Source organism: Agromyces sp. NPDC055661 (genome assembly GCF_053618135.1).
On sequence record NZ_JBSHHC010000001.1, the window covers coordinates 1,627,070 to 1,652,121 of the forward strand.

15 protein-coding genes are annotated in these 25,052 nt (G+C 72.2%); 8 read left to right on the forward strand and 7 right to left on the reverse strand.

Going from position 1 to position 25,052, the window contains the following annotated elements:
• Positions 1-151 precede the first annotated feature (151 nt).
• Positions 152-1,015, reverse strand: a complete 864-nt coding sequence (locus tag ACWGO8_RS07405; protein ID WP_452042445.1) for an alpha/beta hydrolase — start codon at positions 1,013-1,015, stop codon at positions 152-154.
• A gap of 338 nt (positions 1,016-1,353) precedes the next feature.
• Between ACWGO8_RS07405 and ACWGO8_RS07410 the strand changes: the two genes are divergently transcribed.
• Positions 1,354-4,188 (forward strand): immune inhibitor A domain-containing protein, encoded by a 2,835-nt coding sequence (locus ACWGO8_RS07410; RefSeq protein WP_452042446.1) that lies wholly within the window; start codon positions 1,354-1,356, stop codon positions 4,186-4,188.
• Positions 4,189-4,341: 153 nt separating this feature from the next.
• On the opposite strand, the gene ACWGO8_RS07415 is transcribed toward ACWGO8_RS07410, so the two are convergent.
• From ACWGO8_RS07415 to ACWGO8_RS07435, 5 genes are all read right to left on the reverse strand, one after another.
• On the reverse strand, positions 4,342-4,971 hold the full coding sequence (locus tag ACWGO8_RS07415) for a TetR/AcrR family transcriptional regulator (protein ID WP_452042447.1): 630 nt from the start codon (positions 4,969-4,971) through the stop codon (positions 4,342-4,344).
• Positions 4,972-5,035: 64 nt separating this feature from the next.
• Positions 5,036-5,389, reverse strand: a complete 354-nt coding sequence (locus ACWGO8_RS07420) for a putative quinol monooxygenase (protein ID WP_452042448.1) — start codon at positions 5,387-5,389, stop codon at positions 5,036-5,038.
• On the reverse strand, positions 5,386-6,192 hold the full coding sequence (locus ACWGO8_RS07425; protein ID WP_452042449.1) for an ATP-binding cassette domain-containing protein: 807 nt from the start codon (positions 6,190-6,192) through the stop codon (positions 5,386-5,388). Before ACWGO8_RS07425 ends, ACWGO8_RS07420 begins: the two co-directional genes overlap by 4 nt.
• Complete coding sequence (locus tag ACWGO8_RS07430; RefSeq protein WP_452042450.1) at positions 6,189-7,262, reverse strand: ABC transporter permease; 1,074 nt, start codon at positions 7,260-7,262, stop codon at positions 6,189-6,191. The genes ACWGO8_RS07425 and ACWGO8_RS07430 overlap by 4 nt, the downstream gene beginning before the upstream one ends.
• Positions 7,263-7,397: 135 nt before the next feature.
• Entirely contained in the window at positions 7,398-8,498 is a 1,101-nt protein-coding gene (locus ACWGO8_RS07435; RefSeq protein WP_452042451.1) for a substrate-binding domain-containing protein, read from the reverse strand.
• 233 nt (positions 8,499-8,731) lie between these two features.
• Here ACWGO8_RS07435 and ACWGO8_RS07440 point away from each other — a divergent pair, with 233 nt between their 5' ends.
• Both ACWGO8_RS07440 and ACWGO8_RS07445 read left to right on the forward strand, forming a co-directional pair.
• Positions 8,732-9,736 carry a LacI family DNA-binding transcriptional regulator gene (locus tag ACWGO8_RS07440; protein ID WP_452042452.1) on the forward strand — a complete coding sequence of 335 codons (1,005 nt, stop codon included), beginning with the start codon at positions 8,732-8,734 and terminating at the stop codon, positions 9,734-9,736.
• Positions 9,737-9,740: 4 nt separating this feature from the next.
• The gene (locus ACWGO8_RS07445; RefSeq protein WP_452042453.1) at positions 9,741-10,667 is read left to right on the forward strand and encodes a carbohydrate kinase family protein; all 927 of its coding nucleotides are present in this window, start codon (positions 9,741-9,743) and stop codon (positions 10,665-10,667) included.
• A gap of 26 nt (positions 10,668-10,693) precedes the next feature.
• On the opposite strand, the gene ACWGO8_RS07450 is transcribed toward ACWGO8_RS07445, so the two are convergent.
• Positions 10,694-11,209 carry an N-acetyltransferase family protein gene (locus tag ACWGO8_RS07450; protein ID WP_452042454.1) on the reverse strand — a complete coding sequence of 172 codons (516 nt, stop codon included), beginning with the start codon at positions 11,207-11,209 and terminating at the stop codon, positions 10,694-10,696.
• A 211-nt stretch (positions 11,210-11,420) separates the two neighbouring features.
• Between ACWGO8_RS07450 and ACWGO8_RS07455 the strand changes: the two genes are divergently transcribed.
• The 5 genes from ACWGO8_RS07455 (at position 11,421) to ACWGO8_RS07475 (ending at position 24,973) form a co-directional block, all read left to right on the forward strand.
• Positions 11,421-14,279 (forward strand): GH32 C-terminal domain-containing protein, encoded by a 2,859-nt coding sequence (locus ACWGO8_RS07455; protein ID WP_452042455.1) that lies wholly within the window; start codon positions 11,421-11,423, stop codon positions 14,277-14,279.
• Between the two features lie 195 nt (positions 14,280-14,474).
• On the forward strand, positions 14,475-17,078 hold the full coding sequence (locus ACWGO8_RS07460; protein WP_452042456.1) for an ATP-binding protein: 2,604 nt from the start codon (positions 14,475-14,477) through the stop codon (positions 17,076-17,078).
• On the forward strand, positions 17,075-19,726 hold the full coding sequence (locus ACWGO8_RS07465) for an ATP-binding protein (protein ID WP_452042457.1): 2,652 nt from the start codon (positions 17,075-17,077) through the stop codon (positions 19,724-19,726). The genes ACWGO8_RS07460 and ACWGO8_RS07465 overlap by 4 nt, the downstream gene beginning before the upstream one ends.
• Before the next feature lie 16 nt (positions 19,727-19,742).
• Positions 19,743-22,361, forward strand: coding sequence for an ATP-binding protein (locus ACWGO8_RS07470; protein WP_452042458.1), 2,619 nt, complete (start codon positions 19,743-19,745; stop codon positions 22,359-22,361).
• A complete protein-coding gene (locus ACWGO8_RS07475; RefSeq protein WP_452042459.1) occupies positions 22,358-24,973 on the forward strand; it encodes a DUF4062 domain-containing protein in 2,616 nt (871 codons plus the stop codon). The genes ACWGO8_RS07470 and ACWGO8_RS07475 overlap by 4 nt, the downstream gene beginning before the upstream one ends.
• Positions 24,974-25,052: the final 79 nt, after the last annotated feature.

Below are 25,052 nucleotides of genomic sequence, written 5' to 3' on the forward strand. Positions count from 1 at the left end.
GTCTCCCCCCCCGGGCCCCCGCCCCCCCTACCCCTTTACCCCCCACCCCCCAACCCCCCCCCCCCACCTAGCGTCGGGGGCGGGGGGGGGGGGGGGGGTGGGGGGGGCCCCCGCCCCCCCCCGACCAGTGCCGCGTCATCCCCTCCTGTGACTACTGGATGAACCGCTGCACGAACGCCAGCGCCTCGTCGGCGACCGCCCGCCACCCCGAGTCGATCGTGAGCGAGTGCCCGCGCCCCGGCATGACGATCTCCTCGGTCGTGCCGGGGTTCCTCGACTGGATCCGGTAGCTCGCGTGCGAGATCGCGGGCGCCACGGTGTGGTCCTCCTCGCCGCCGATGATGAGCATCGGCCCGCGCTCGGGGTTCTTCGAGTCGACGGCGGTCTCGCCGCCGAAGGGGTTGAAGTTCGCGAACGCGGCCTGGAACAGCGGCGCGCCGGCCGCCGGGACGTGGAACGTGTCGTAGAGGTGACGGGCCTCGGCCTCGTCGAGCGCGTTCGCCCAGCCGTACTGGAACTGCTCGAACGTCAGTGCGACGCCGCGCTTCGCGTTCGCCGGGTTCGACAGCACCGGGGCCGCCGACTTGAGGGACGAGGCGGGCAGCGGCAGTACGCCCCTGAACGGCGCGTTGTCGATCGCCACCGTAGCGGCCGCGGCGCCCTCGCCCGCGATCTTCTGGGCGATGAGTCCGCCGAAGGAGTGGCCGATGACGACGGGCGCCTGGTCGAGCCGGGAGATGGCGTCGAGGTAGTGGTCGGTGACCTGCTGCACCATCTTGCGGGCGAACACCTCGGGATGCTCACGGGCCTCGGCGACGGTGGCCGGGTCGTCGGGCCAGCCTGGAGCCAGCGTGATGAAGCCGTTGTCCTCGAACAGGTCGCGCCACGGCTGCCAGCTGCTCGAGAGCAGCCACAGCCCGTGCACGAACACGACGGGCGTGAGATCGGACGCGTTCGCGCGCTCGATCTCGGCCAGCTCCCAGTCCGCCAGGGTCGGACCCGTGTCGTCGCTCATCGCCGCCTCCCCACTGCCGGCCGCATCTGCGGCACCGGCTCAGGCTACGTCCGCCCGGCGACATCGGCCAGCACCCGCCGGATTCTGTTACGCCGTGTTCACGTCGCGCCGTCCGCAGCTGAGGACCCCTCGCCTACTGCGAATCCGTGACCCGTTCGAGGGTGTTTCGCCGGATTCGTGCACGCTCGCGCAATGGAACTGCGCAGGCTCTCCACAGATTTCGGAAGGCCCTTCCATAGGGCGGTGTGGCAGTGCAGGATTCCGCTTACGTTCGTCTACCCGGCGGACGTTGTTTCGTGTCTCGAGGGTCATCCCCCGGGGCACCTGGAGGGAGAAGCATGTTCGGAAACACCACTCGCGCCCGCAGGCGTGCGGTGGCGACGATCCCCGTGCTCGCGCTCGCGGCCGCCGGTCTGGCGACCCTGGGCACGTCCACGGCGAACGCCGCGCCATCGCACATCTCGGCGCCGGTGATCGGCGACGACGAGTACTACATGAACTACGTCGCGCCGCGCGCGGAGGAGGCCTTCGGCGTCGACCAGGAGGCCGTCGCGGGGTCCATCACGGGCGGGGCATCCGCTCAGGGCACCGAGGCGACGCAGGCCGCCATCGAGAAGGCGGACGCGCTCGACCGCAAGTTCGGCCAGGGCAACCCGGTCGCGGCCAACGGGCTCGCGAAGCTCGAGGCCAAGTCGGTCGAGTCGGGCAAGAGCCCGAAGCAGATCAAGCAGAAGCAGCTCAAGCAGTCGAAGACGACGCAGGAGGCGAAGCTGCTGACCATCCTGGTGGAGTTCGACGAGAACGCGAACGACGACTTCACGAACTCCTACGTGCCGACCGCGTTCGGCTCCACGGAGTGCAAGCCCGGATCGGTGCAGAACGGCCCGCTCCACAACAACATCCCCGACCCGGCCAGCTACGACCTCGAGGACAACAACTCGATGTGGGTGCCGGACTTCTCCTCCGAGCACTACAACAAGATGCTCTTCACCGACGAGGGCATCACGGAGCGCGTGCGCACCGACCTCACCGGTCCCGACGGCAAGCCCGGCTTCGACATCTCGGGCTACACCATGAAGAACATGTACGAGGAGATGTCGCGCAACGCCTACACGGTGCACGGCTCGGCCACCCCGTGGGTGACCGTCCCGCACTCCGAGGCGTACTACGGCGCGAGCCTCTGCTTCAAGAACGAGCAGGGCCAGTACGAGGCCGGCGCGATCCAGGACATGCAGGGCCACCCCGACAACCCGCTCGGTCCCGGTCAGCTGCCCATCGACGCGGTGGCGGCGCTCGCGAAGGCGCAGCCGAACTTCCCGTGGGCCGACTACGACATCGAGGACCAGGGCGACCGCGACGGCGACGGCAACGTGCTCGAGCCCGACGGCGTGATCGACCACGTGGTGCTCGTGCACGCCGGTGAGGACAAGTCCGGCGGCGGCGGCGCGGAGAGCACCTACGCCATCTGGGCGCACTCGTCGGCCGTGGCCGGCGGCGCCGACATCCCCGGCACGAACCTCAAGCTGTCGAACTACATCGTGCAGCCCGAGGACTCGGGCGTCGGCGTGTTCGCGCACGAGTACGGCCACGACCTCGGCCTGCCCGACCTGTACGACACGTCGAACGCGGCGAGCTCCGACGTCGACTTCTGGGACCTCATGAGCTCCGGCTCGCACTCGGGCCCGATCTTCCAGTCGATGCCGACCCACATGGGCATCTGGGACAAGTGGGTGCTCGGCTGGGTCGACCCCGTCGAGGTGAACCCGGGCGACGCACCCTCCACCGTCAAGGTCGGCCAGACCTCGCGTCCGAAGAAGGGAACGCAGGACGGCATCAAGGTCAACCTGCCCGACAAGGTGGTGACCCTGGCCGAGCCGCACAGCGGCGAGAAGATGTGGTACACGGGCGCCGACCAGGACTGGGCCGACCTGCGCCTGGGCCGCTCGATCTCGAACGTCCCCGCCGACGCCAAGTTCTGGATGTGGAACAACTTCGTCATCGAGTCCGACTGGGATTACGGCTTCGTCGAGGTCTCGACCAACGGCGGCGCCGACTGGACCGAGCTGAAGGTCCGCGGCGAGGACGGCACGGAGGTCTCGACGCCCGACGGCTACGCCGACCCGAACGGTCGCATGGCGGACTACGGCAACAAGAAGTACGGCCTCACGGGTGACTCGCACGGCTGGGCCCATCAGTACGTCGACCTCTCGGCCTACGCCGGCCAGAACATCCAGGTCCGCCTGCGCCTCGCCACCGACGCGGCGTACCAGGACCGCGGCTGGTTCAGCGACGACTTCGCGCTGACCAGCGGCGCCACCACGGTGTGGAGCGACGACGTCGAGAACGGCGACAACGGCTGGACGCCCCAGGTCGCCTCGTTCACGACGACGACCGGCCCCGGCTGGCGCGTCGACACCGGCACCTCGATCAAGGCGCAGTACTACCTGGTCGAGTGGCGCAACTTCGACGGGTTCGACGAGGGCCTGAAGTACGCCTACAACTCGACGTACAGCGTCGACGCGTGGAAGGTGGAGAAGCTGGCCTACAACGCGCCCGGCGCGCTGATCTGGTACCGCGACACCACCTACGGCAGCTCGAACCAGATCACCGCCAACGAGACGGCGCTGCCCAGCTACGGCGCCAAGGGCGGCCTGCTGATCGTCGACAGCCACTTCAACCCGCTGCAGCGCACGGGCGCGGCGGCCGACGCCGACCCGTCGACGCTCAACGTGATGCCCTCGCGTGCGCAGTCGTCGAACGCGGCGTTCGGCCTCACGAAGACGCACCCCTTCCGGGAGTGCTTCACCAACGCGGCGCTCACGGAGTTCTGCACCGACATCAAGGCCCTCGACCCGGTGAGCACCTTCACCGATGACCAGGGCTGGGTGCCCGGGTTCGCGCTGCGCGAGTCCGACGGTGCGCTGTTCTACCGCGACCGCGACGCCTCGACCGTCGTGCCGTCGGTCGGCAACGCGCTGTACACGACCCCGCTGTACGACCTGCAGGGCAACCGCCTGCCGGCCTACGACGGTCTCGACATCGGACTCGGGCCGTTCGGCTCGGGCAACCCGGCGGACTCGGGTGTCGGCTACGGCACCGCCATCCAGGTCAAGAAGTCCATGGACGACAACCGCGCCGCACTGATCAGCGTCACCCCGCCGAGCGCAGAGTGAGCTGACCGGATGCACCGGCGAGGCGTCGGCCCTTCGGGGTCGGCGCCTCGCCGCGTTTCCGGGTTCATCGGCGGCGCGTGCGACGGCACGGTGGCACGGTGCGCGCGTTGCCGCATGCGGTGCGGCCGCCACGGCCGCGTCGAGCGGGCCGCGTCAGGCGGCGCGGCGGTCGAACCCGTCGAGCAGCCGGTCGAGCCCCCACGTGAAGCCGTCCCCCGCGGCATCCGTCGTCGCCTCGGTGAGCGGGAACGCGGCGGCATCCGACCACAGGGTCCCGGAGGCCGAGTCGTCGGGCGTCTCGCGGCCCGCCCGCTCCGCGGCCTCGAGTGCGGCGACGCCGAGCACGTAGGCGCGCACGGCGACAGCGGCGCGAGCGGCCTCGGCGTGCGGCATCCCCTCGCCGGCGAAGCCCGCGATGAGCGCCTCGTTGAGGCCGAGCGCGTGCTTGCCGTCGAGCGGTCCGCTCGTGACGAGCACGAGCGATCCCGCGTGCTCGGCGAGCCGGTCGAGCAGGGCCCTGGCGAGCGCATGCACGCGGTCGCGCCAGGCGACGTCGGCATCGGATGCCGCGGCGAGGTCGATCGTCGACAGGAGCTGCTCGACCATCGCCCGCAGCAGCGCGTTCTTCGACGGGAAGTAGGTGTACATCGCGGTGGGCGTGAGCCCGAGGGAGGCGGCGACGCCGCGCACCGACACGGCCGCCATGCCCTTCTGCTCGAGGAGCTCGAACGCGGCGTCGACGATGTCGGCCTGGCTGATGCTGCGCCGGGGTCCGGGTCTCATGGTGCTCCTCGAGGTCCTCCCCACCGTACCCGCTCGGGTCGGACCCCGCGGTCGCGACCACTGGTCAGGAGAGCGGCGAGATGAACGTGAGGACGGAGCCGTCCTCGACGATCAGCGGCCCGAGCGCCGCATTGAACTCGGCGCCGTACGGCGCGGCGAGGTGTTCGGCGAACGCCGCCTCGTCGCGATACGCCTCGAGCACCGTGAAGGCCGCGCCGGCTCGCTCGGGTCCGGCCGTCACCGCTGCGCCGGCGGGGGGCAGAGCCGCCCGGTACGGCTCGAAGGCGAGGCATCCGGGCTCCTCACGAACCTTCGCGGTGAGGGCGAGGAGGAGCGCGGCGACCTCCTCCTCGCACCCGGGCCGCGCCGTGAAGCGCGCGAGGAGCTCGACGCGGCCCTCCTCACTCGACCAGCTCATGCGCGCGCCGCACCCGTCATGATCGCGACGGCGTCGGTCATCGAGTGGGTCTGCGGCGTGATCGTCGCCGCGCGCTTGCCGAGCCGCTGCACGTGGATGCGATCGGCCACGTCGAACACGTGCGGCATGTTGTGCGAGATGAGGATCACGGGGATCCCCCGGTCGCGCAGGTTCCGGATGAGCTCGAGCACCTGGTTGGACTCGCGCACGCCGAGCGCGGCCGTCGGCTCGTCGAGCACCACGACCTTCGAGCCGAAGGCCGCGGCGCGGGCGACCGCGACGGCCTGCCGTTGACCTCCCGACAGGTTCTCGACGGGAACCGTCACGTCCTGCAGGGTCGAGATGCCGAGCGCGGTCAGCTCGGCCTTCGCCTTGTGCCGCATCCCCTTCTGGTCGACCACGCGGAACACCGAGCCGAGCAGCCCCTTCCTTCGCTCCTCGCGACCGAGGAAGAGGTTGGACGCCACGTCGAGCGCCGGCGACACCGCGAGGTTCTGGTAGACCGTCTCGATTCCGGCAGCACGCGCGTCCTGCGGGCGCTTGAAGTGCACCTGCCGGCCGTCGAGGAAGATCTCGCCCTCGTCGGGCACCTCGGCGCCCGTGAGGCACTTGATGAGCGTCGACTTGCCCGCGCCGTTGTCGCCGATCACGGCGAGCACCTCACCCGGGTACAGCTCGAGGCTCACCCCGTCGAGGCCGACGACACGGCCGAACGTCTTGACGAGCCGACGGGCGCGGAGGATGGGCGTGCGGCTCTCGCCGGGCGCGTTGGCCGCGGCATCCGATGCGATGGTGTCGGTCATTTGCGTACCTTTCGGATCCACTGGTCGACGGAGACGGCGACGATGATGAGCACGCCCACCGCGAAGGTCTGCCAGAGCACGTCGAGTCCGGCGAGCGAGAGGCCGTTGCGGAAGACGCCGACGATGAGGGCGCCGAGGAGCGTGCCCCACACCGTGCCGCGGCCGCCGAAGAGGCTCGTGCCGCCGATCACGACGGCCGTGATCGAGTCGAGGTTGAGGTCGACGCCCGCGTTCGGCGAGGCGGCGTTGGTGCGTCCGATCTGGATCCACGCGCCGATCGCGAGGATCGCGCCGGCGGCGAGGTAGACGCTCATGAGCACGCGATTCACCCGGATGCCGGCGAGGCGCGCCGACTCGGGATCGTCGCCGACGGCGTAGACGTGCCGGCCCCAGGCGGTCTTCGCGAGGATGAACGCGACGACCACGTACAGGAGCAGCATCATGATGACGCCGACCGTGAAGTTCACGCCCAGCACGTTGAAGGTCGCACCCGTCCAAGTGAGCAGCTCGGGCATCTCGGCGCCGCGCACGGTGGCGCCGCCGGAGTAGAGCAGCGTCAGCGCGACGAAGATGTTGAGGGTGCCGAGCGTCACGATGAACGGCGGCAGCTTCAGCCTCGTGACGAGGAAGCCGTTCAACGCGCCCGCGCCGAGGCCCACGACGAGTCCGAGGAACAGGCCGAGCGGGGCCGGCAGCCCCGCCTGCACCGTGGTCTGGGCGATGACCATCGAGCTCAGCACCATGACCGCGCCGACGGAGAGGTCGATGCCCGCGGTGAGGATGATGAGCGTCTGGGCCACGGCCAGCGTGCCCACCACCGCGACCTGCTGCGTGATGAGCGAGAGGTTCGCCGGGTTCAGGAAGCGGTCGTTGAGCAGGCCGAACACGATCACGGCGAGCACGAGCACGATCGCCGGGCTGATCGCGGGGTACCGGTGCAGCGTGTTCCGGATGCGGCTGAGCGGCGTGGTGCGGTCGAGGAACTCCTCGGCCAGGTCGAGCGCCGACGTCGGCGGCTCCCCCTGCGGTGGGCTGCCGGCTGCCGCCGGCTGGGTCGTGTGCTGACTCACGTGGGTTCTCCGTGTCTCTGGTTGCGGTGAGGTGGGGCGGTGCGGGCCGGTCGGGGAGCAACGGATGCCGCGGGGCTCGGCCCGCTCGCGACATCCGCCCCCGACCCGCACCGCCTCACGGTCTGGTGCCGGGGATCAGCCCCAGCAGATCTCGCCGCCCTCGGCCGTGTCGATCGACTCGACGCCGTCCTGGGTGTCGTCGGTGACGAGCGCGACGCCGGTGTTGTAGAAGTCGAGGCCGTCGGTGACCTCGGGCGCGGTGCCCGACTGGACGAGGTCGAAGATCGCCTGCACGCCGAGCTCCGCCATCTTCACCGGGTACTGCTGGCTGGTCGCGCCGATGATGCCGTCCTTCACGGCGTCGATGCCGGCGCAGCCGCCGTCGACCGAGACGACGATGAGGCCGTCGGTCTTGCCGGCCGCCTTGAACGCTTCGTACGCGCCATAGGCCGCGGGCTCGTTGATGGTGTACACGACGTTGATGTCTGGGTTCTTCGACAGGAGCGTCTCAGCGGCGGTGCGGCCGCCGTCCTCGGCGCCCTGCGAGGCCTCGTTGCCGACGATCTCGTAGTCGCCGCCGCTGTACGTGCCGGTCGAGGCCTCGTCGCCGTTGGCCTCGGCATCGGCGGTGTCGATGCCCATGCCGTCGAGGAAGCCCTGGTCGCGGTTGTAGTCGACCGAGACGACCTTGTCGTCGAAGAGGTCGATGAGCGCGATCGTGGCCTTCTCCCCGCCGAGCTTGGCCGCGGTCCACTTGCCGATCTCCTGGCCGGCCTGGAAGTTGTCGGTCGCGAAGGTGATGTCGACCGAGTCGGGGTCGGCGGGCGGGGTGTCGAGCGCGATGACGTAGAGGCCGGCGTCGCGGGCCTTCACCAGCGCGTCCTCGACGGCCGGACCGTTCGGGGTGATGAGGATGCCCGCGTCGCCCTTCGAGATGGCGTTCTCGATCGCCTGGATCTGGGTGTCCTCGTCGCCGTCCTCCTTGCCGGCGGCCATCGTGAGCTCGACGCCGAGGTCCTCGGCGGCGGCCTCCGCGCCGTCCTGCATCGCGACGAAGAACGGGTTGCTGGTGGTCTTGACGATGAGCGAGACGCCGATCGGCTCGTCACCGCCCGCGTCGGCCCCCGATGCGGATCCGCCCGAGGCGCATCCGGTGAAGGCGAGCGCGGCGGCGGCGGTCAGCGCTCCGGCCGTGATGATGCGGCGACGGAACGCCGCAGGTGCTGTGCGATTCATCGATGAATCTCCTCCGGTGTGTGGTGATCGTTGCCGACCTGACAACGATGTCACGTTAGGTCTAGACCATGCCCGTGTGTATAGTCAAGTCGAACTTGCACATTGGAGATCAGAAGGTGACATCGTTGTCAAACGCGACACCGGCGGCCTCGGAGGACGCGGCGGGAGGCGGGGCGGAACGTCCCCCGCTGCGCGCGTCGGGCGCCGCGGCGGACCCGAGATCCCGCCCCACCATGCGGCACGTCGCCGCACTCGCGGGCGTCGGGGTGAAGACCGTCTCGCGGGTGATCAACGGCGAGCCCAACGTCTCGGCGGCCACGATCGCGAAGGTCACCGCGGCCGCGCGCACGCTCGACTACCAGCCCGACCTGCACGCCGGAAACCTCCGCAGGGCCGACGGCCGCACGAGGACGCTCGGGCTGCTCGTCGGCAGCGTCGACAACCCGTTCGCCGGCGCCGTGCACCGCGCCGTCGAGGACGTGGCGCTCCGCCACGGGGTCGCGGTCTTCGCCTCGAGCCTCGACGACGATCCCGACCGCGAGCAGGAGGCCGTCCACGCGTTCCTGCGTCGCCGCGTCGACGGGCTCATCCTCACGACCGTGTCCCAGAGCCAGGCGTACCTCGCACCCGAGCTCCGGCGCGGCACGCCCGTCGTGTTCGTCGACCGCGAGCCGGCCGGCATCACGTCCGACGCGGTCGTCAGCGACAACGCCGAGGGCGCGGCGATCGCCACCCGCCACCTGCTCGAGCGCGGCCACCGGCGCCTCGCCTACGTCGGCGACCGTCCCGTCATCCAGACGGCGCGCGAGCGCCGCCGCGGCTTCCTCGAAGAGCTGGGCCGAGCTGGGGTCGCCACTCGCGACGTGCCCGTCCTCGAGGGGCTCCACGACGAGGAGTCCGCACGTGCCGCGACCCTGGCGCTGTTCGACTCGTCGAACCCGCCGACGGCGATCTTCGGCAGCCAGAACCTCGTCACGATCGGCGTCATCCGCGCCCTGCGCGAGCTCGGCCGGCAGCACGACACCGCGCTCGTCGGCTTCGACGACGTGCCGCTCGGCGACCTGCTCGAGCCCGGCGTCACCGTGGTCGCGCAGGACCCGCAGGCGATCGGGCGGATCGCGGCCGAGCGGGTGTTCGCCCGGCTCGACGGCGACCACTCCCCGGCGTCGCGTACGATCGTGCCGACCCGACTGATCGAGCGCGGCTCGGGCGAGCTCCCGCCGCGCCAGGAAGGCTGACCGCATGACCGACCCGACACCTCCGCCCAGGCGGGTCGCCGTCGTCGGCGACGCGCTCATCGACGAGCTCCGCGACGAGCACGGCTCCCGAGAGTTCGTCGGCGGTGCCGCGCTCAACGTGGCCGTCGGCCTCGCCCTGCTCGGCGAGGACGTGACGCTCCTCGCGATGCTCGGCGACGACGAGCCCGCCGAGCGCATCCGTGCCTACCTGCGCGACTACGGCGTGCGCCTGGTCGAGAGCCCGTCGCCGTACGGCACCTCGCGTGCCGTCTCCGATCGCAGCGAGGGCGGCGAGCCGCGCTACGAGTTCAACGAGGCCGCGAAGCGTCGCGCCCTGCGCTTCGACGACGCCACCCGCGGCGCGCTCGACGACGCCGACCTCGTGGTCGTGAGTTGCTACCCGTTCGACGACGACGGGCAGGTCGCCGCGATCGTCGCGGCGATCGAGCGTCCAGGCGAGCGGCTCATCGTCGACGGCAACCCGCGGTCGGGCATGATGGCCGACCGTGAGCGGTTCCTCGCGAACTTCGAGGCCTTCGCGGCGCGGTCGCTGCTGGTGAAGGTCGGCGACGAGGACGCGGAGCTGCTCCTCGACGACACGTTGGACGCATTCGTGGAGCGCCTCCGCGGAGACGGCGGTGACGCGGCGATCCTGGCCACCGCTGGCCGGCACGGCGCGACCGTGCACGCCGGCGACGACGTCGTGCACGCGGACATCGTGGCGCTGCCCGGTCCGGTCGTCGACACCATGGGCGCCGGCGACGCGACGCTGTCGGCGATCGTGCACCACGTCGCGACGCAGGGCGTGCCGCAGACGGCGGATGCCTGGGCGGCGACCCTGGGCGAGGCGATGACGATCGCCGCCGCCACGGTGCGCCACGAGGGGGCGCTGCTGCGCGTCCCGGACCACGAGACCGTCTACCCCAGCTGAGCCCGACGCGGCGGACGTGGCGTCCGTCAGCGCACGTAGCGCACCTCGGCGACGTCCCATTCCTCGTCGAGCTTCTCGGTGCCGTCGGGCTCGAACCCGTTGCGGCGGTAGAACGCCTGGGCGCGCGGGTTGTCGGCGAGCACCCAGAGGTAGGCCGGCCGCTCCCCGATCGCCGCGTCGAGCAGCGCCTGGCCGACCCCGGTGCCGTGGTGCCGCTCGAGCACGTAGAGGCCCTCGAGCTCGAGGTCGCGAGGGTGGTCGTCGTCGCGTCCCCGACTCGTGTTCGCCCAGCCGACCACTTCGTCGTCGACCTCGGCCACCCAGATCTCCATGCGGTGGAAGCCCTCGGGCACCGGGTACACGTCGTTGGCGATCGCGAGGTTGGCGGTCCACGACGAGATGCGGATCCGCATGGTCCACGCCTCGACCCGGTCGCGCGCGACCCGCCCGGGCAGCACGTAGGTCGTCTGATGGCTCTCCCAGTGCACGCGCGCGATGCCCGGGGCATCCGCGACCTGCGCCCGGCGGGTGACCGCGTCCATGCGTCGAGGCTACGGCACCGGTGCCCTTGCAATGTCCGGCGGACACTGCGTAGCATCGCGGCCGTTGACTGACAACGATGTCACACAGAACACGTGACTCGCGCGATGAAGGGCGAACCAGACTATGACTACGAAATCACGATGGCGCGCGGCCGTCGCGGCGGCGGCCGTCGCCGCGCTCGCGATGGGCGTGGCGGGTACCATGCCCGCCATGGCCGACGACGGACCTGATCCGGCGAGCGAGCAGTACCGGCCGTACCTGCACTTCTCGCCGGAGCGGAACTGGATGAACGATCCGAACGGCCTCGTGTACGACGACGGCACGTGGCACCTGTTCTTCCAGCACAACCCCTACGGCACCCGCTGGGGCAACATGAGCTGGGGCCACGCGACGAGCACCGACCTCGTGCACTGGGAGGAGCAGCCGATCGCGATCCCCCAGACCTTCGACGATGAGGGCCGCGCGGTCGAGGACATCTTCTCGGGCTCGGTCGTGGTCGACGAGCACAACACGAGCGGCCTCGGCACGGCGGAGAACCCGCCGATGGTCGCGATCTACACGAGCGCCTACACGCCCGCGCATCCGACGCTCGCGGGGAAGCAGGCGCAGTCCCTCGCCTACAGCACCGATGGCGGCACCACGTGGACGAAGTACGCCGGCAACCCCATCCTCGATCGAGGGTCGGCGAACTTCCGCGACCCGAAGGTGTTCCGCTACACGAACCCCGCGACGGGCGAGTCGTACTGGGTCATGGTCGCGGTCGAGGCGCTGCAGTACCGGGTCGTGCTCTACCGCAGCGACGACCTGAAGACCTGGACGCACCTCAGCGACTTCGGCCCCGCCAACGCCACCGGCGGCATCTGGGAGTGCCCCGACCTGTTCCCCCTCGCGGTCGACGGCGACCCGGCGAACACCAAGTGGGTGCTCGTCGTGAACCTCAACCCCGGGTCGGTCGCGGGCGGCTCGGGCGGCCAGTACTTCGTGGGCGACTTCGACGGCACCACCTTCACCTCCGAGAGCACCGTGTCGGATGCCGCGCTGCCGCCTGGTGACGTCTTCGCCGACTTCGACGGCGGCACGTACGAGGGCTGGACGGTGGCCAACGAGCCGGGCAACTGGAGGAACGGCCCGTGGACGGATGCCCCGGCCACCGGGACACTCCCCGGCCAGAACCCGGTCTCGGGCTTCGTCGGCGCCGGCCTCGTGAACGGCTTCGCCGACGGCGACTGGCCGGTGGGCACACTCGCGTCGCCGACGTTCACGATCGACCGGCCCTACGTCAACCTGCTCGTCGGCGGCGGCAGCCACCCGCACGTCGACGGAACGCAGCTGGGCAACGAGCCCCCCGCCGGCCGCCTGCTGTTCGACGGCTTCGAGCTCCCCGACGGCACGACGCTCGCCGACAGCGGGTGGGACGTCACGGGCGACTTCGCGACCGAGCCGTGGCGCAACCCGTCGACCGCGGGCGGCGACTACTACCTCGGGCAGAAGCGCCTGAACACGTGGGAGGGCGGCCCGAAGGGCGACGACAACCTCGGCGACCTCACCTCGCCCGCCTTCACGATCCGCCCGGGCGAGGACCACCTGAGCTTCCTCGTCGGCGGCGGCAAGCGGTTCAACGGCACGCTCGAGGTGCGGCTGGTCGTCGACGGCCAGGTCGTTCGCACCGCCACGGGTCCTGAGGCGGGCCAGCTCAACTGGCAGTCGTGGGACGTCGCGGAGTTCGCGGGCCGCGACGCGCGTTTCCAGGTGCACGACGACGCCACCGGCGGCTGGGGGCACCTCACCGTCGACCACCTGGTGCTCGGCGCTGAGCCCGCGCAGGCGCGATCCGAGGAGACCAGCGTGAGCCTCGTCGTCGACGGCGAGGTCGTGCGCACGGCGACCGGGCGCAACAGCGAGAGCCTCGACTGGGTGAGCTGGGACGTCGCGGAGTACGCCGGTCGCGAGGCATCCGTGCGCATCGTGGACAACAACCGGTTCGGCTGGGGCCACGTGCTCGTCGACCAGGTGATGTTCGCGGATGCCCCGGCCGCGCCGCGCATCGAGGGCTACGAATGGCTCGACTGGGGCCGGGACTACTACGCCACCGTGTCGTTCGCGAACGCGCCCGACGACCGTCGGGTCATGCTCGGCTGGATGAACGACTGGGACTATGCCAATGACATCCCGACCGGCACCTGGCGCAGCGCGATGGCGCTCCCCCGCGACGTCTCGCTCGTCACGACGCCGAAGGGGCCCAGGCTCGCGCAGCGGGTCGTGCCCGAGTTCGCGCAGCTCGAGCAACGCGACCTCGCCTACACGCATGCCACGGGGCCCATCGCACCGGGCTCCGAGACGCTTCCCGTTGCCGGCGACGTGGTGCGCATCGACGCCGTCCTCGCGCCGGGCGATGCCGACGCGGTCGGGATCAGCGTGCTCGGCGACGGCGAGTCCGCGACGCGCATCGGGTACGACGCGGCATCCGGCCGCCTGTTCGTCGACCGCCGCGACTCGGGGTCGACCGCGTTCCACCCGTCGTTCGCCTCGCTCGACGACGCGCCCGTTCCCCTCGTGGATGGTCGGATCGCGATCACGGCCTACGTGGACCGCGCCTCGGTGGAGGTGTTCACCGCCGATGGGCGCACGACGATCACCGACCAGGCGTTCCCGAACGCGGGCGCGGACGCGATCGGGCTCTGGGCCGAGGGGGACGGAGCCTCGGTCGAATCGCTCACGGTGACGCCGCTGCACGGGGCGATGTACCGGGAGGCGGGGATCGACGGCGCGAGGTCGGCTCCGCCCAGCGCAGAGGTGACGGCGCTCACGGGCCCCAAGCGCGGGCCGGACGCCGACGGCGACTACGTCGTCAAGGTGAAGGTCGGCAAGGGCGCCGCGCCCACCACCGTGGTGCGTCTCCTCGAGCACGGCTCGGTCATCGGCCGGGTGTACCGCTCGGCGTCCTCGGATCGGGTGGTCGCGTTCCCGATCACGGACGCAGCGCCGGGCGAGCACCGGTACACGGTCGAGCTCGAGAACTCGACCGGCACCACCGATGGGGGGACCCTCGTCGTGCGCGTCGCCGGCTGAGCCACGCGGGCGGGGTGCGCGATGCTGACCGTCGCACCCCGCTCGCAGTGGGCTCGCGTGCCACGCCGCATGACCACCCACCGCCCCGTGCGCGACATCCCCAGCTCGGGTGGTGGACGACGGCCCCGGCGCGCCTCACAATGTGTGAATGGGGCGCCGAGGCGGATGCACCCTGGTGAGGCCGGGGGTCTCGCCATGAGCGGCAGCGCGCCCGAGGCCCAGATCCGCACGCCCGACCAGCGACTGCGGGTGTTCGTGAGCTCGACGCTGAAGGAGCTGGAGCCCGAGCGCAGGGTCGCACGGACCGCGATCGAGCGGCTGCGGCTCGCGCCGGTGATGTTCGAGCTCGGCGCGCGGCCGCACCCGCCGCAGCAGCTCTACCGCGCGTACCTCGAGCAGAGCGACGTCTTCGTGGGCATCTACTGGCAGCACTACGGCTGGATCGCTCCCGACGAGGAGATCTCGGGCCTCGAGGACGAGTACCGGCTCGCGCCGCGCGACATGCCGAAGCTCATCTACATCAAGCAGCCGGCCGAGCGCGATGAGCGCCTCGCGGAGCTGCTCGGCCGGATCCGCGACGACGACACCGCGTCGTACACGCCGTTCTCGACCGTCGAGGAGCTCGCCGACCTCGTGGAGGCCGACCTCGCGACGCTCCTCGCCGAGCGCTTCGACGCGTCGCGCGGGCCCGTCGCCGCTCACGAGCCGCTCGAGGCGGTCGACGCCGCGGAGCACCTGCCGGTGCCGTACACCGACGCCGTCGGCCGCGAGCAGGACGTCGCAACCCTGCTCGACTGGCTCACCGACGACGCCCGGCGCATCATCACGCTCGTCGGACCCGGCGGCATCGGCAAGAGCCGACTGGCGATCGAGGTCGCGCGCAGCGCGGGCGACCCGTTCGACCGCGTGACCTTCGTGCTGCTCGAGCACCTCCGCGAGCCGGGCGATGTCGTGCCTGCGATCGCGCGCGAGCTCGGCGTGCGCGACACCTCCGACCGGCCGCTGAGCGAGCAGCTCGGCGTCGCCCGCGCGGGTCGCCGCGACCTCATCGTGCTCGACAGCTTCGAGCAGGTGCTCGGCGCCGCGCCCGACGTGGTCCAGCTCCTCAACGACCTGCCCGATGCGTCGTTCCTCGTCACGAGCCGCGCACGGCTCCGTGTCCGCGGCGAGCGCGTCTTCGACGTGGCGCCGCTGGTCGTGCCGCCCGATCCGATGCGTGCGTCGTTCGAGGCGATCCGGGATGCCTCGGCGGTCCGGCTGTTCGTCGACCGCGCTCGCGCGGCGGATCCGCGGTTCGAGCTCACGCCCGACAACGCCGAGGGCATCGCGCGGATCTGCCGGGCGCTCGAGGGCGTCCCGCTCGCGATCGAGCTCGCCGCCGCCCGCATCCGCGCGCTCACGCCGTCGGCGATGCTCGGCAGACTCGACCGGATGCTGCCGCTCCTCGTCACGGGCGCGCGCGACATCCCCGAGCGGCAGCGCACGATCGAGGCGACCGTCGCCTGGAGCCTCGACCTGCTCAGCGACGAGGCGCAGCGGCTCTTCGCGCGGCTCGGCGTGTTCGCGGGCGACTTCAGCCTCGACGCGATCGAGGCGGTGACGCGGGGCGAGGCCTGGGCCGAGGACCTCCTCGGCACGCTGCTCGAGCTCGTCGACGGCAGCCTCGTGCGCCAGCACGACGACCACGGCGTGCCCCTGTTCTCGATGCTGGTGCCGGTGCGCGAGATCGCCGCCGGGCGGTTCGAACGCGAGCCGGGCGCCACGAAGGCGCGACGGGCCTTCGGCGACCACTACCTCCGGCTGGCGGCCGAGATCGGGCCGCAGCTGCAGGGCTCCGCGCAGGCCGGCGGCCTCGCGCGCATCGAGGCCGAGCGCGACAACCTGCGCGCAGCGGCGCACTACCTCATCGGGATCGGCGCGGTCGACCAGGTCGCCGACGCGGTCTGGCGGCTCTTCCTCTATTGGTGGATCCGCAGCCAGCTGCCCGAGGCGAAGGTCTGGATGGACGAGATCCTCGGCACGGGCGCCCCGCTGCGCACGCGCACCCGGGCCATCGCGCTCGGGCTCTCGTCGTGGGTCTCGCTGTCGCAGCCGGGGTCGAAGGTCGAGCTCGGCCCGATCGAGTGGAGCGTCGCGCTGTTCCACTCCGTCAGCGACCCCGTCGGCGAGGGATGCGCGCTCACGGTGCTGAGCATCGCCTCGACGAAGCTGTCGCCGCCCGACCTCGAGCGGGCCGAGAAGCTCCAGCGCCGGGCGCTCGAGCTCGTCACCGAGGCCGAGCAGCCCGTGTTCGAGGCGATGTTCCGCCTCAACCTGGGCGCCCTCACCATCCTGCGCGGCGACCCCGAGGGAGCGATCCAGCTCTTCGACGCGGTGCTCGACGACGCACGGCGCATGGGCGACGTGTTCGTCGAGAGCCTCGCGCTCGCGAACGGCGGCTGGGCGCGCCTCGGTCACGGCGAGCCACGGCCCGACCTGTTCGCCCGGCACCTCGACCTGTCGCTGCAGCTCGGCAACGAGGACGGCGTGGGCTTCGCGCTCGAGGGCCTCGCCGCCTGCGCGGCGGCGGTCGGCGAGATCGAGCGCGCCGGCCTGCTGCTCGGCGCGAGCGAGACCGTGCGCCTGCGCACCGGCCTCGTCGACCAGCGACCCGACCTCACCTACCGGCCGATCGTCGACCGGGTCCTCGCATCCGATCGAGCCGACGAGTTCGAGTCGGCACGTGCGCGCGGTCGACGGATGCCGCGGCGCGCGGTGCTCGACCTCGTGCTCGATCCGGCGGAGACGGTGGTGCCGTGACCGACGGGGGCTCCGGGCCGCGCATCCGCACGCCCGACCAGCGCCTGCGCGTGTTCGTCAGCTCGACGCTCAAGGAGCTCGAGCCCGAGCGACGGGCCGCGCGTGCCGCGATCGAGCGGCTGAAGCTCGCGCCCGTGATGTTCGAGCTCGGCGCGCGTCCGCATCCGCCACGCCAGCTGTATCGCGCGTACCTCGAGCAGAGCGACGTGTTCGTCGCCCTGTACTGGCAGGAGTACGGGTGGGTCGCTCCGGGCGAGGAGATCTCGGGACTCGAGGACGAGTACCGCCTCGCGCCCCGCGAGATGCCGAAGCTCATCTACCTGAAGCAGCCCGCGGAGCGCGAGGCGCGGCTCGCGGACCTGGTGGCGCGAGTCCGCGACGACGACACGGCCTCGTACACCCCGTTCTCGACGGTGGAGGAGCTGGCAGAGCTCGTGGCCACCGATCTCGCCACGCTCCTCGCCGAACGGTTCGACGCGTCGCACGCCGCTTCGGAGCCCACGTCCGAGTCCACGTCCGAGTCGACATCCGAGCCGGCGCCCGTCGGCCGCCTGCCCGCGCCCTATTCCGACGCGGTCGGACGCGAGCGCGAACTCGCGACGCTGCTCGACTGGATCGGCCGGGACGCACAGCGCCTCGTCACCCTGGTCGGACCCGGCGGCATCGGCAAGAGCCGGCTCGCGATCGAGGTGGCCCGCAACGCCGATGCCCGGTTCGACCGGGTGACGTTCGTGGCGCTGGCGCAGGTGCGCGACCCCGGCGAGCTGCTTCCCGCGATCGCACGGGAGCTCGGCGTGCGCGACACCGGCGACCGCCCACTCAGCGAGCAGCTCGGCGTCGCGCGCGCCGGGCGGCGAGACCTCGTCGTCCTCGACAACTTCGAGCAGATCGTCGACGCCGCCCCCGACGTCGTCTCGCTGCTCACCGACCTTCCGGGCGCGACGTTCATCGTGACGAGCCGGGAGCGGCTCCGGGTGCGCGGCGAGCAGGTCTTCGATGTCGAACCGCTCGGCCTGCCTCCCGACCCCGATGAGGTCACCCTCCACGAGGTGCTCGAGGCGCCGGCGGTGCGGCTGTTCCGGGATCGCGCGAACGCCGCGGATCCGCGGTTCGAGGTGACCGACGACAACGCCGCGGACGTCGCCCGGATCTGCCGGGCGCTCGAGGGCGTGCCGCTCGCGATCGAGCTCGCGGCTGCGCGGATCCGGGCGCTCACCCCCGCGGCCATGCTCGATCGGCTCGACCGGGTGCTCCCGCTGCTCGTCACCTCGGCGCGGGACCTGCCGGAGCGCCAGCGCACGATCCAGGCGACGGTCGAGTGGAGCGTCGACCTGCTCGGGGTCGGCGCGCGGGCGCTGTTCGAACGGCTCGGCGTGTTCGCCAGCGACGTCAGCCTCGATGCGGTCGAGGCCGTCACCGAGGGCGAACCCTGGGCCGCCGACGTGCTCGGCCTGCTGCTCGAGCTCGTCGACGGCAGCCTCCTGCGCCAGCACGAGCACCACGGCGTGCCGCTCTTCTCCATGCTGGTGCCGGTGCGCGAGATCGCGTCGGCCCGGTTCGACCTCGATCCGGATGCCGCGACGGTGCGCCGCGCCCACGCCGAGTTCTACGTGCGGCTCGCCGCCGAGACCGAGCTGCAGCTGCGCGGGGCGACGCAGACCGTCGCCCTCGACCGGATCGAGGCGGAACGCGACGACGTGCGAGCCGGCTTCCGCCACCTCATCGCGATCGGCGAGGCGGACGTCGTCGCCGATGCGGTATGGCGCCTGTACCTGTACTGGTGGATCCGGGGGCTGCTGCCGGAGGTCAAGGACTGGATGGAGATCGTGCTCCGATCCGGCCGGGCGCTCTCGCCTCGCACCCGGGCGATCGCGATCGCGTTCTCCTCGTGGGTCGCGGTGTGGCAGCCGGACTCGGAGATCCGGACCGAGCCCATGGAGGAGGCCGTCGCGGCATTCCGCTCGGTCGGCGACGAGTTCGGCGAGGGGTTGGCCCTCGCCATCGCGGCGCTCTCGTACATGTCGGCCACGCCGGCCGACCTCGACCGGGCCGAGGCGCGGCAGCGCGCGGCGCTGGAGCTGGACGCCATCCGACGCGACACCACCTACTTCTCCCTGTTCGAGTGCGTGCTCGGGCGCATCCTGCACTTCCGGGGCGAGCCGGCCCGCGCCGTCGAGCGGTTCGAGCGCGCGCGTGAGCTCGCCGAACGCGCAGGCGACCGGTTCGCCCAGCGCATCGCGCTCATCCAGATCGGATGGGCGGGGATCGCGAAGCGCGAGGCGCACCCCGAGCTGTTCACCCGCGCCATGGAGCTCTCGGTGGGCCTGCGCAACGAGGACGGCGACGCGTACGCGCTCGAAGGGCTGGCTGCATGCGCCGCCATCACCGGCGACATCGAGCGCGCCGGATTCCTCCTCGGCGCCGCGGAGGCCCTGCGTGCCCGCACCGGCCTGCGCGAACAGCGCTCGTACGTCACCTACCAGTCGGCCATCGACGCCGTGCTCGCCACCGACCGCGCCGCCGAGTTCGAGGCGTCGCGGGTCATCGGGCGCCGGATGCCGCGCCGCGCCGTGCTCGAGATCGCGCTCGATGACGCGGCGGTCACGACCCCCGCGGGGGGCCCTCGCGCACCGGAGGTGCCGGGGTGAACCGGGAGGCCGGGTCATGAGCGGCCCACCCGGCTCGGCAGGGATCCGCACGCCCGACCAGCGGCTGCGGGTCTTCGTGAGCTCGACGCTGAAGGAGCTCGAGCCCGAGCGCCGAGCCGCCCGCGCCGCGATCGAGCGGCTGCGCCTCGCGCCCGTCATGTTCGAGCTCGGCGCGCGGCCCCACCCTCCTCGCGAGCTCTATCGCGCCTACCTGGAGCAGAGCGACGTCTTCGTCGGCCTCTACTGGCAGCAGTACGGCTGGGTCGCGCCCGGCGAGGAGGTCTCGGGCCTCGAGGACGAGTGGCGGCTGGCGGCGCGCAACATGCCGCGGCTCGTCTACGTGAAGCAGCCCGCCGAGCGCGAGCCGCGACTGGCGGAGCTCCTGACCCGCATCCGAGATGCCGGCTCGACCTCGTACACGCCGTTCACGGATGCCGCGGAGCTCGCCGGGCTCGTCGAGGCCGACCTCGCGACGCTGCTCGCCGAGCGCTTCGACGCGTCGCGGCATCCGTCACCGGGTCGGGATGCGACGGAGACCGCCACCGAGACCGCGGCGGAGCCCGCACCCACGACTCGCCTGCCCGCGCCCTACACCGACGCGGTCGGTCGCGAACGCGAGGTCGCGACGCTGCTCGAATGGCTCGGCGACGACGCGCACCGCCTGGTGACCCTCGTCGGACCCGGCGGCATCGGCAAGAGCCGGCTCGCGATCGAGGTCGCGCGCAGCGTCGGCGCGCCCTTCGACCGGGTCACGTTCGTGCCGCTCGCCCAGGTGCGCGACCCGGCCGACGTGCTGCCGACCGTCGCGCGGGCGCTCGGGCTGCGCGACACCGACGAGCGGCCCCTGAGCGAGCAGCTCGGCGTCGCGCGTGCGGGCCGGCACGACCTCGTCGTGCTCGACAACTTCGAGCAGGTGCTCGACGCCGCCCCCGACGTCGCCGCCCTCCTCACCGACCTGCCCGACGCGTCGTTCCTCGTGACGAGCCGCGCCCGGCTCCGCATCCGCGGCGAGCAGGTGTTCGACGTCGACCCGCTCGGGCTTCCGCCCGACCCGATGCTCGACGACGTGGACGCGATCCTCGAGGCGCCCGCCGTGCAGCTCTTCCTCGACCGCGCGCAGGCCGCCGACGCGCGGTTCGAGGTCACGGCCGAGAACGCCGGGGATGTCGCGCGGATCTGCCGCGCGCTCGAGGGCGTGCCGCTCGCGATCGAGCTCGCGTCCGCCCGCATCCGGGCTCTCACGCCGGCCGCGATGCTCGCGCGACTCGACCGGATGCTGCCGCTGCTCGTCACCTCGGCACGCGACGTGCCCGAGCGCCAGCGCACGATCCGCGCCACGGTCGAGTGGAGCGTCGAGCTGCTCGGACCCGAGGCGGAGGCGCTGTTCGCGCGCCTCGGCGTGTTCGCCGGCGACTTCAGCCTCGACGCCGTCGAGTCGGTCACCGAGGGCGAGCCGTGGGCGAGCGACCTGCTGGGCACGCTGCTCGAGCTCGTCGACGGGAGCCTGCTCCGCCAGCACGACGAGGCGGGCACCTCGCTCTTCACGATGCTCGTGCCGGTGCGCGAGGTCGCCGCGGCTCGCTTCGAGCTCGACCCGGATGCCCCGGCGGTGCGCCGCGCGCACGCCGACCACTACGTCCGCCTCGCCGCCGCCATCGAGCCGCGACTGCGCGGCGCGACGCAGGCCGCGGCCCTCGAGCGCCTGGAGGCCGAGCAGGACGACCTCCGCGCCGGGTATCGCCACCTCATCGCGATCGGCGACGTCGAGCCGGTCGCCGACGCGGTCTGGCGGCTCCTGTTCTACTGGTGGATCCGCAACATGCTCCCCGAGGCGAAGGCGTGGATGACGGCGATCCTCGAGTCCGACGTGCCCCTCTCGGGACGCACGCGGGCGATCGCGATGACCTTCTCCTCGTGGGTGTCGCTGTGGCAGGCCGACGGCGAGCTGCGCGCCGAGCCGATGGAGGAGAGCGTCGCCCTGTTCCGGGAGGACGGCGACGAGCTCAGCGAGGGGCTCTCCCTCGCCATCCTCTCGCTCGTGTACCTGTCGATCCTGCCGCCCGACCTCGAACGGGCGGAGGCGCGGGTGCGTTCGGCGCTCGAGCTCGAGGCGATCCGCAGCGACGGGCCGTACGACGCACTCTTCCGCGCCTCGCTCGGGCGCATCCGACTCATGCGCGGCGATGCCGCCGACGCCGCGCGAATCCTCGAGGCGGCGTGGGACGACGCGGCACGCATCGGCGATCCGTTCATCGAGAGCATCGCGGTGAACCAGTTCGGCTGGGCGCACCTGGTGCTCGGGGATCCGAGGCCCGAAGCGTTCGCGCGCAGCCTCGAGCTCGCGTACGGGCTCAACAGCGAGGACGGCGGCGCGTACGGCCTCGAGGGGCTCGCTGCGGCATCCGCGGCCCTCGGCGACTTCGATCGCGCGGGCGTCATGCTCGGCATCGCCGACGCCATGCGCGCACGCACGGGCCTCAGCGACCAGCGCTCGATCGTGACCTACCAGCAGATCATCGCCCAGGTGCTCGAGGGTGACCACTCCGACGCCTTCGAGACGGGCCGAGCACGGGGCCGTCGGATGCCGCGGCGGGCCGCCATCGCGCTCGCACTCGGCCAGAAGCGGCCAGCATGAGCCCGCCCTCGGACGCCCCGATCCGCACGCCCGACCAGCGCCTGCGGGTGTTCGTGAGCTCCACGCTGAAGGAGCTGGAGCCCGAACGCCGGGCAGCACGCGCCGCGATCGAACGCCTTCGGCTCGCACCCGTCATGTTCGAGCTCGGCGCCCGCCCGCACCCGCCGCGCGAGCTCTACCGCGCCTACCTCGACCAGAGCGACGTCTTCGTCGGCGTCTACTGGCGCGAGTACGGCTGGATCGCCCCCGGCGAGGAGATCTCGGGCCTCGAGGACGAGTGGCGACTCGCGCCGCGCGACATGCCCCGGCTCATCTACGTGAAGCAGGCGGCCGACCGCGAGGCGCGCCTGAACGGCCTCCTCACCCGCATCCGCGACGACGACCGTGCCTCCTACAAGCCCTTCACGGATGCCGCCGAGCTCGCCGAGCTCGTCGAGGCCGACCTCGCGACGCTCCTCGCCGAGCGCTTCGACGCCTCGCGCGCTCCCGCGACCGCGGCGCCGGCCTCCGCCCAGGCGCCGGCGCAGGAGACACCGAGCCGCCTGCCCGCGCCGTTCACCGACGCGGTCGGACGGGATCGCGAGCTCGCGACGCTGCTCGACTGGGTGGGCGACGACGCGACGCGGCTCGTGACCCTCGTCGGCCCCGGCGGCATCGGCAAGAGCCGCCTCGCGATCGAGATCGCGCACGGCGTCGGCGCGGGCTTCGACCGGGTGACCTTCGTGACGCTCGAGCACCTCCGCGACGCCGGCGAGGTGCTGCCGGCCATCGCCCGCGCCCTCGGCGTGCGCGACACGGGCGATCGGCCGCTCTCGGAGCAGCTCGGCGTCGCGCGGGCGGGGCGGCGCGACCTCATCGTGCTCGACAACTTCGAGCAGGTGCTCGACGCCGCGACCGACGTCGTGTCGCTGCTCAACGACGTGCCCGGCGCGACCTTCCTCGTGACGAGCCGCTCGCGCCTGCGCGTCCGCGGCGAGCGCGTGTTCGACGTCGAACCGCTCGCGCTGCCCGACGAGTACGCCCAGGCGACCGTGGAGGACGTGCTCGCGTCGCCGGCCGTGCAGCTGTTCCGCGATCGGGCGCAGTCGGCCGATCCACGCTTCGAGGTCACGCCGGCGAACTCGGCGGACGTCGCGCGCATCTGCCGCGCGCTCGAGGGCGTGCCGCTCGCGATCGAGCTCGCAGCCGCGTGCATCCGGGCGCTCACCCCGGCGGCCATGCTCGCGAAGCTCGACCAGATGCTGCCGCTGCTCGTGAACGCGGCGCGCGACGTGCCCGAGCGGCAGCGCACCATCCAGGCCACGGTCGAGTGGAGCATCGACCTGCTCGAGCCCGAACCCCGCGAGCTCTTCGCCCGGCTCGGGGTGTTCGCCGGCGACTTCGGCCTCGACGCGGTCGAGGCGGTCACGGCCGGCGCGCCCTTCGCGACCGACCTGCTCGGCACGTTGCTCACGCTCGTCGACAGCAGCCTCCTGCGCCAGCACGCCGACGCGGGCATGCCGCTCTTCTCGATGCTCGCCCCGGTGCGCGAGATCGCGACGGCGCGATTCGCGGGCGAGCCGGATGCCGCGGCGGTCCGCCGCGCGCATGCCGACCACTACGTGCGGCTCGCCGCCGAGACCGAGCCCCTGCTGCGCGGCCGCACCCAGATCGACGCCCTCGGACGGCTGGAGGCGGAACGCGACAACCTGCGCGCGGCCTACCGCCACCTCATCGCGATCGGCGAGGTGGATCCCGTCGCCGACGCGGTCTGGCGCCTCCTCCTCTACTGGTGGATCCGCGGGTTCCTGCCCGAGGCCAAGGCGTGGATGGACCTCATGCTCGATTCCGGGCAGCCGCTCTCCCCGCGCACGCGCGCGATCGCCCTCGCCTTCACGGCGTGGGTGCCGCTCTGGCAGACCGACGGCGAGGTGCGCGCCGAGCCGCTCGAGGAGAGCGCGGCGATCTTCCGCGGCCTCGGGGACGACTTCAGCGAGGGCCTCGCGCTCACGGTGCTCGCGCTGGCCTACATGTCCGCGGAGCCGCCCGACCTCGCGCTGGCCGAGGAACGGCAGCGCAGCGCGCTCGAGCTCCGCGGAGTGCGCAGTGATCCGTCCTTCGACGCGCTCTTCCGCGGTGCCCTCGGGCGGATCTACCTCGCGCGAGGCCGGTTCGCCGAGTCCCTGCCGTTCTTCGAGGAGGCGAGGGACGACGCGGCGCGAATCGGCGACCTGTTCGTCGAGAGCATCGCGCTGACGCAGATCGGGTACGCGCATCTCGCCCTCGGCGAGCCCGATCGCGCCTCCTTCCTGCGGAACCTCGACCTCGCGGCGCGGCTCCGCAACGACGACGGCATGGCGTACGCCCTCGAGGGCCTCGCGGCGACCGACGGCGCGACCGGCGACCTCGCCCGCGCCGGCCTCTTCCTCGGCGCGTCCGAGGCGCTCCGCGCACGCACCGGCCTCAGCGAGCAGCGCTCGTACATCACCTACCAGCCGTTCGTCGATGCGGTGCTCGCGTCCGACCGGGCGGCCGAGTTCGAGGCGGCGCGAACGAGCGGTCGACGGATGCCGCGCCGCGCCGTGCTCGACCTCGCGCTCGGCCCCGAGCTCGCCGCCGAGGCCTGGGCGTAGCGCGCCACCCGTCCGGGTGCTGGACGGCGGCCGCCGGCGCGCGGACAATGGCAGCATGGGGCGTCGCTGCGGATGCACC

What these genes read in the sequence shown, in the direction of transcription:
- ACWGO8_RS07405 (WP_452042445.1), bottom strand. Translation starts at nt 1,015, where the DNA reads ATGAGCGACGACACGGGTCCGACCCTGGCGGACTGGGAGCTGGCCGAG.
- ACWGO8_RS07410 (WP_452042446.1), top strand. Translation starts at nt 1,354, where the DNA reads ATGTTCGGAAACACCACTCGCGCCCGCAGGCGTGCGGTGGCGACGATC.
- ACWGO8_RS07415 (WP_452042447.1), bottom strand. Translation starts at nt 4,971, where the DNA reads ATGAGACCCGGACCCCGGCGCAGCATCAGCCAGGCCGACATCGTCGAC.
- ACWGO8_RS07420 (WP_452042448.1), bottom strand. Translation starts at nt 5,389, where the DNA reads ATGAGCTGGTCGAGTGAGGAGGGCCGCGTCGAGCTCCTCGCGCGCTTC.
- ACWGO8_RS07425 (WP_452042449.1), bottom strand. Translation starts at nt 6,192, where the DNA reads ATGACCGACACCATCGCATCGGATGCCGCGGCCAACGCGCCCGGCGAG.
- ACWGO8_RS07435 (WP_452042451.1), bottom strand. Translation starts at nt 8,498, where the DNA reads ATGAATCGCACAGCACCTGCGGCGTTCCGTCGCCGCATCATCACGGCC.
- ACWGO8_RS07440 (WP_452042452.1), top strand. Translation starts at nt 8,732, where the DNA reads ATGCGGCACGTCGCCGCACTCGCGGGCGTCGGGGTGAAGACCGTCTCG.
- ACWGO8_RS07445 (WP_452042453.1), top strand. Translation starts at nt 9,741, where the DNA reads ATGACCGACCCGACACCTCCGCCCAGGCGGGTCGCCGTCGTCGGCGAC.
- ACWGO8_RS07450 (WP_452042454.1), bottom strand. Translation starts at nt 11,209, where the DNA reads ATGGACGCGGTCACCCGCCGGGCGCAGGTCGCGGATGCCCCGGGCATC.
- ACWGO8_RS07455 (WP_452042455.1), top strand. Translation starts at nt 11,421, where the DNA reads ATGGCCGACGACGGACCTGATCCGGCGAGCGAGCAGTACCGGCCGTAC.
- ACWGO8_RS07460 (WP_452042456.1), top strand. Translation starts at nt 14,475, where the DNA reads ATGAGCGGCAGCGCGCCCGAGGCCCAGATCCGCACGCCCGACCAGCGA.
- ACWGO8_RS07470 (WP_452042458.1), top strand. Translation starts at nt 19,743, where the DNA reads ATGAGCGGCCCACCCGGCTCGGCAGGGATCCGCACGCCCGACCAGCGG.
- ACWGO8_RS07475 (WP_452042459.1), top strand. Translation starts at nt 22,358, where the DNA reads ATGAGCCCGCCCTCGGACGCCCCGATCCGCACGCCCGACCAGCGCCTG.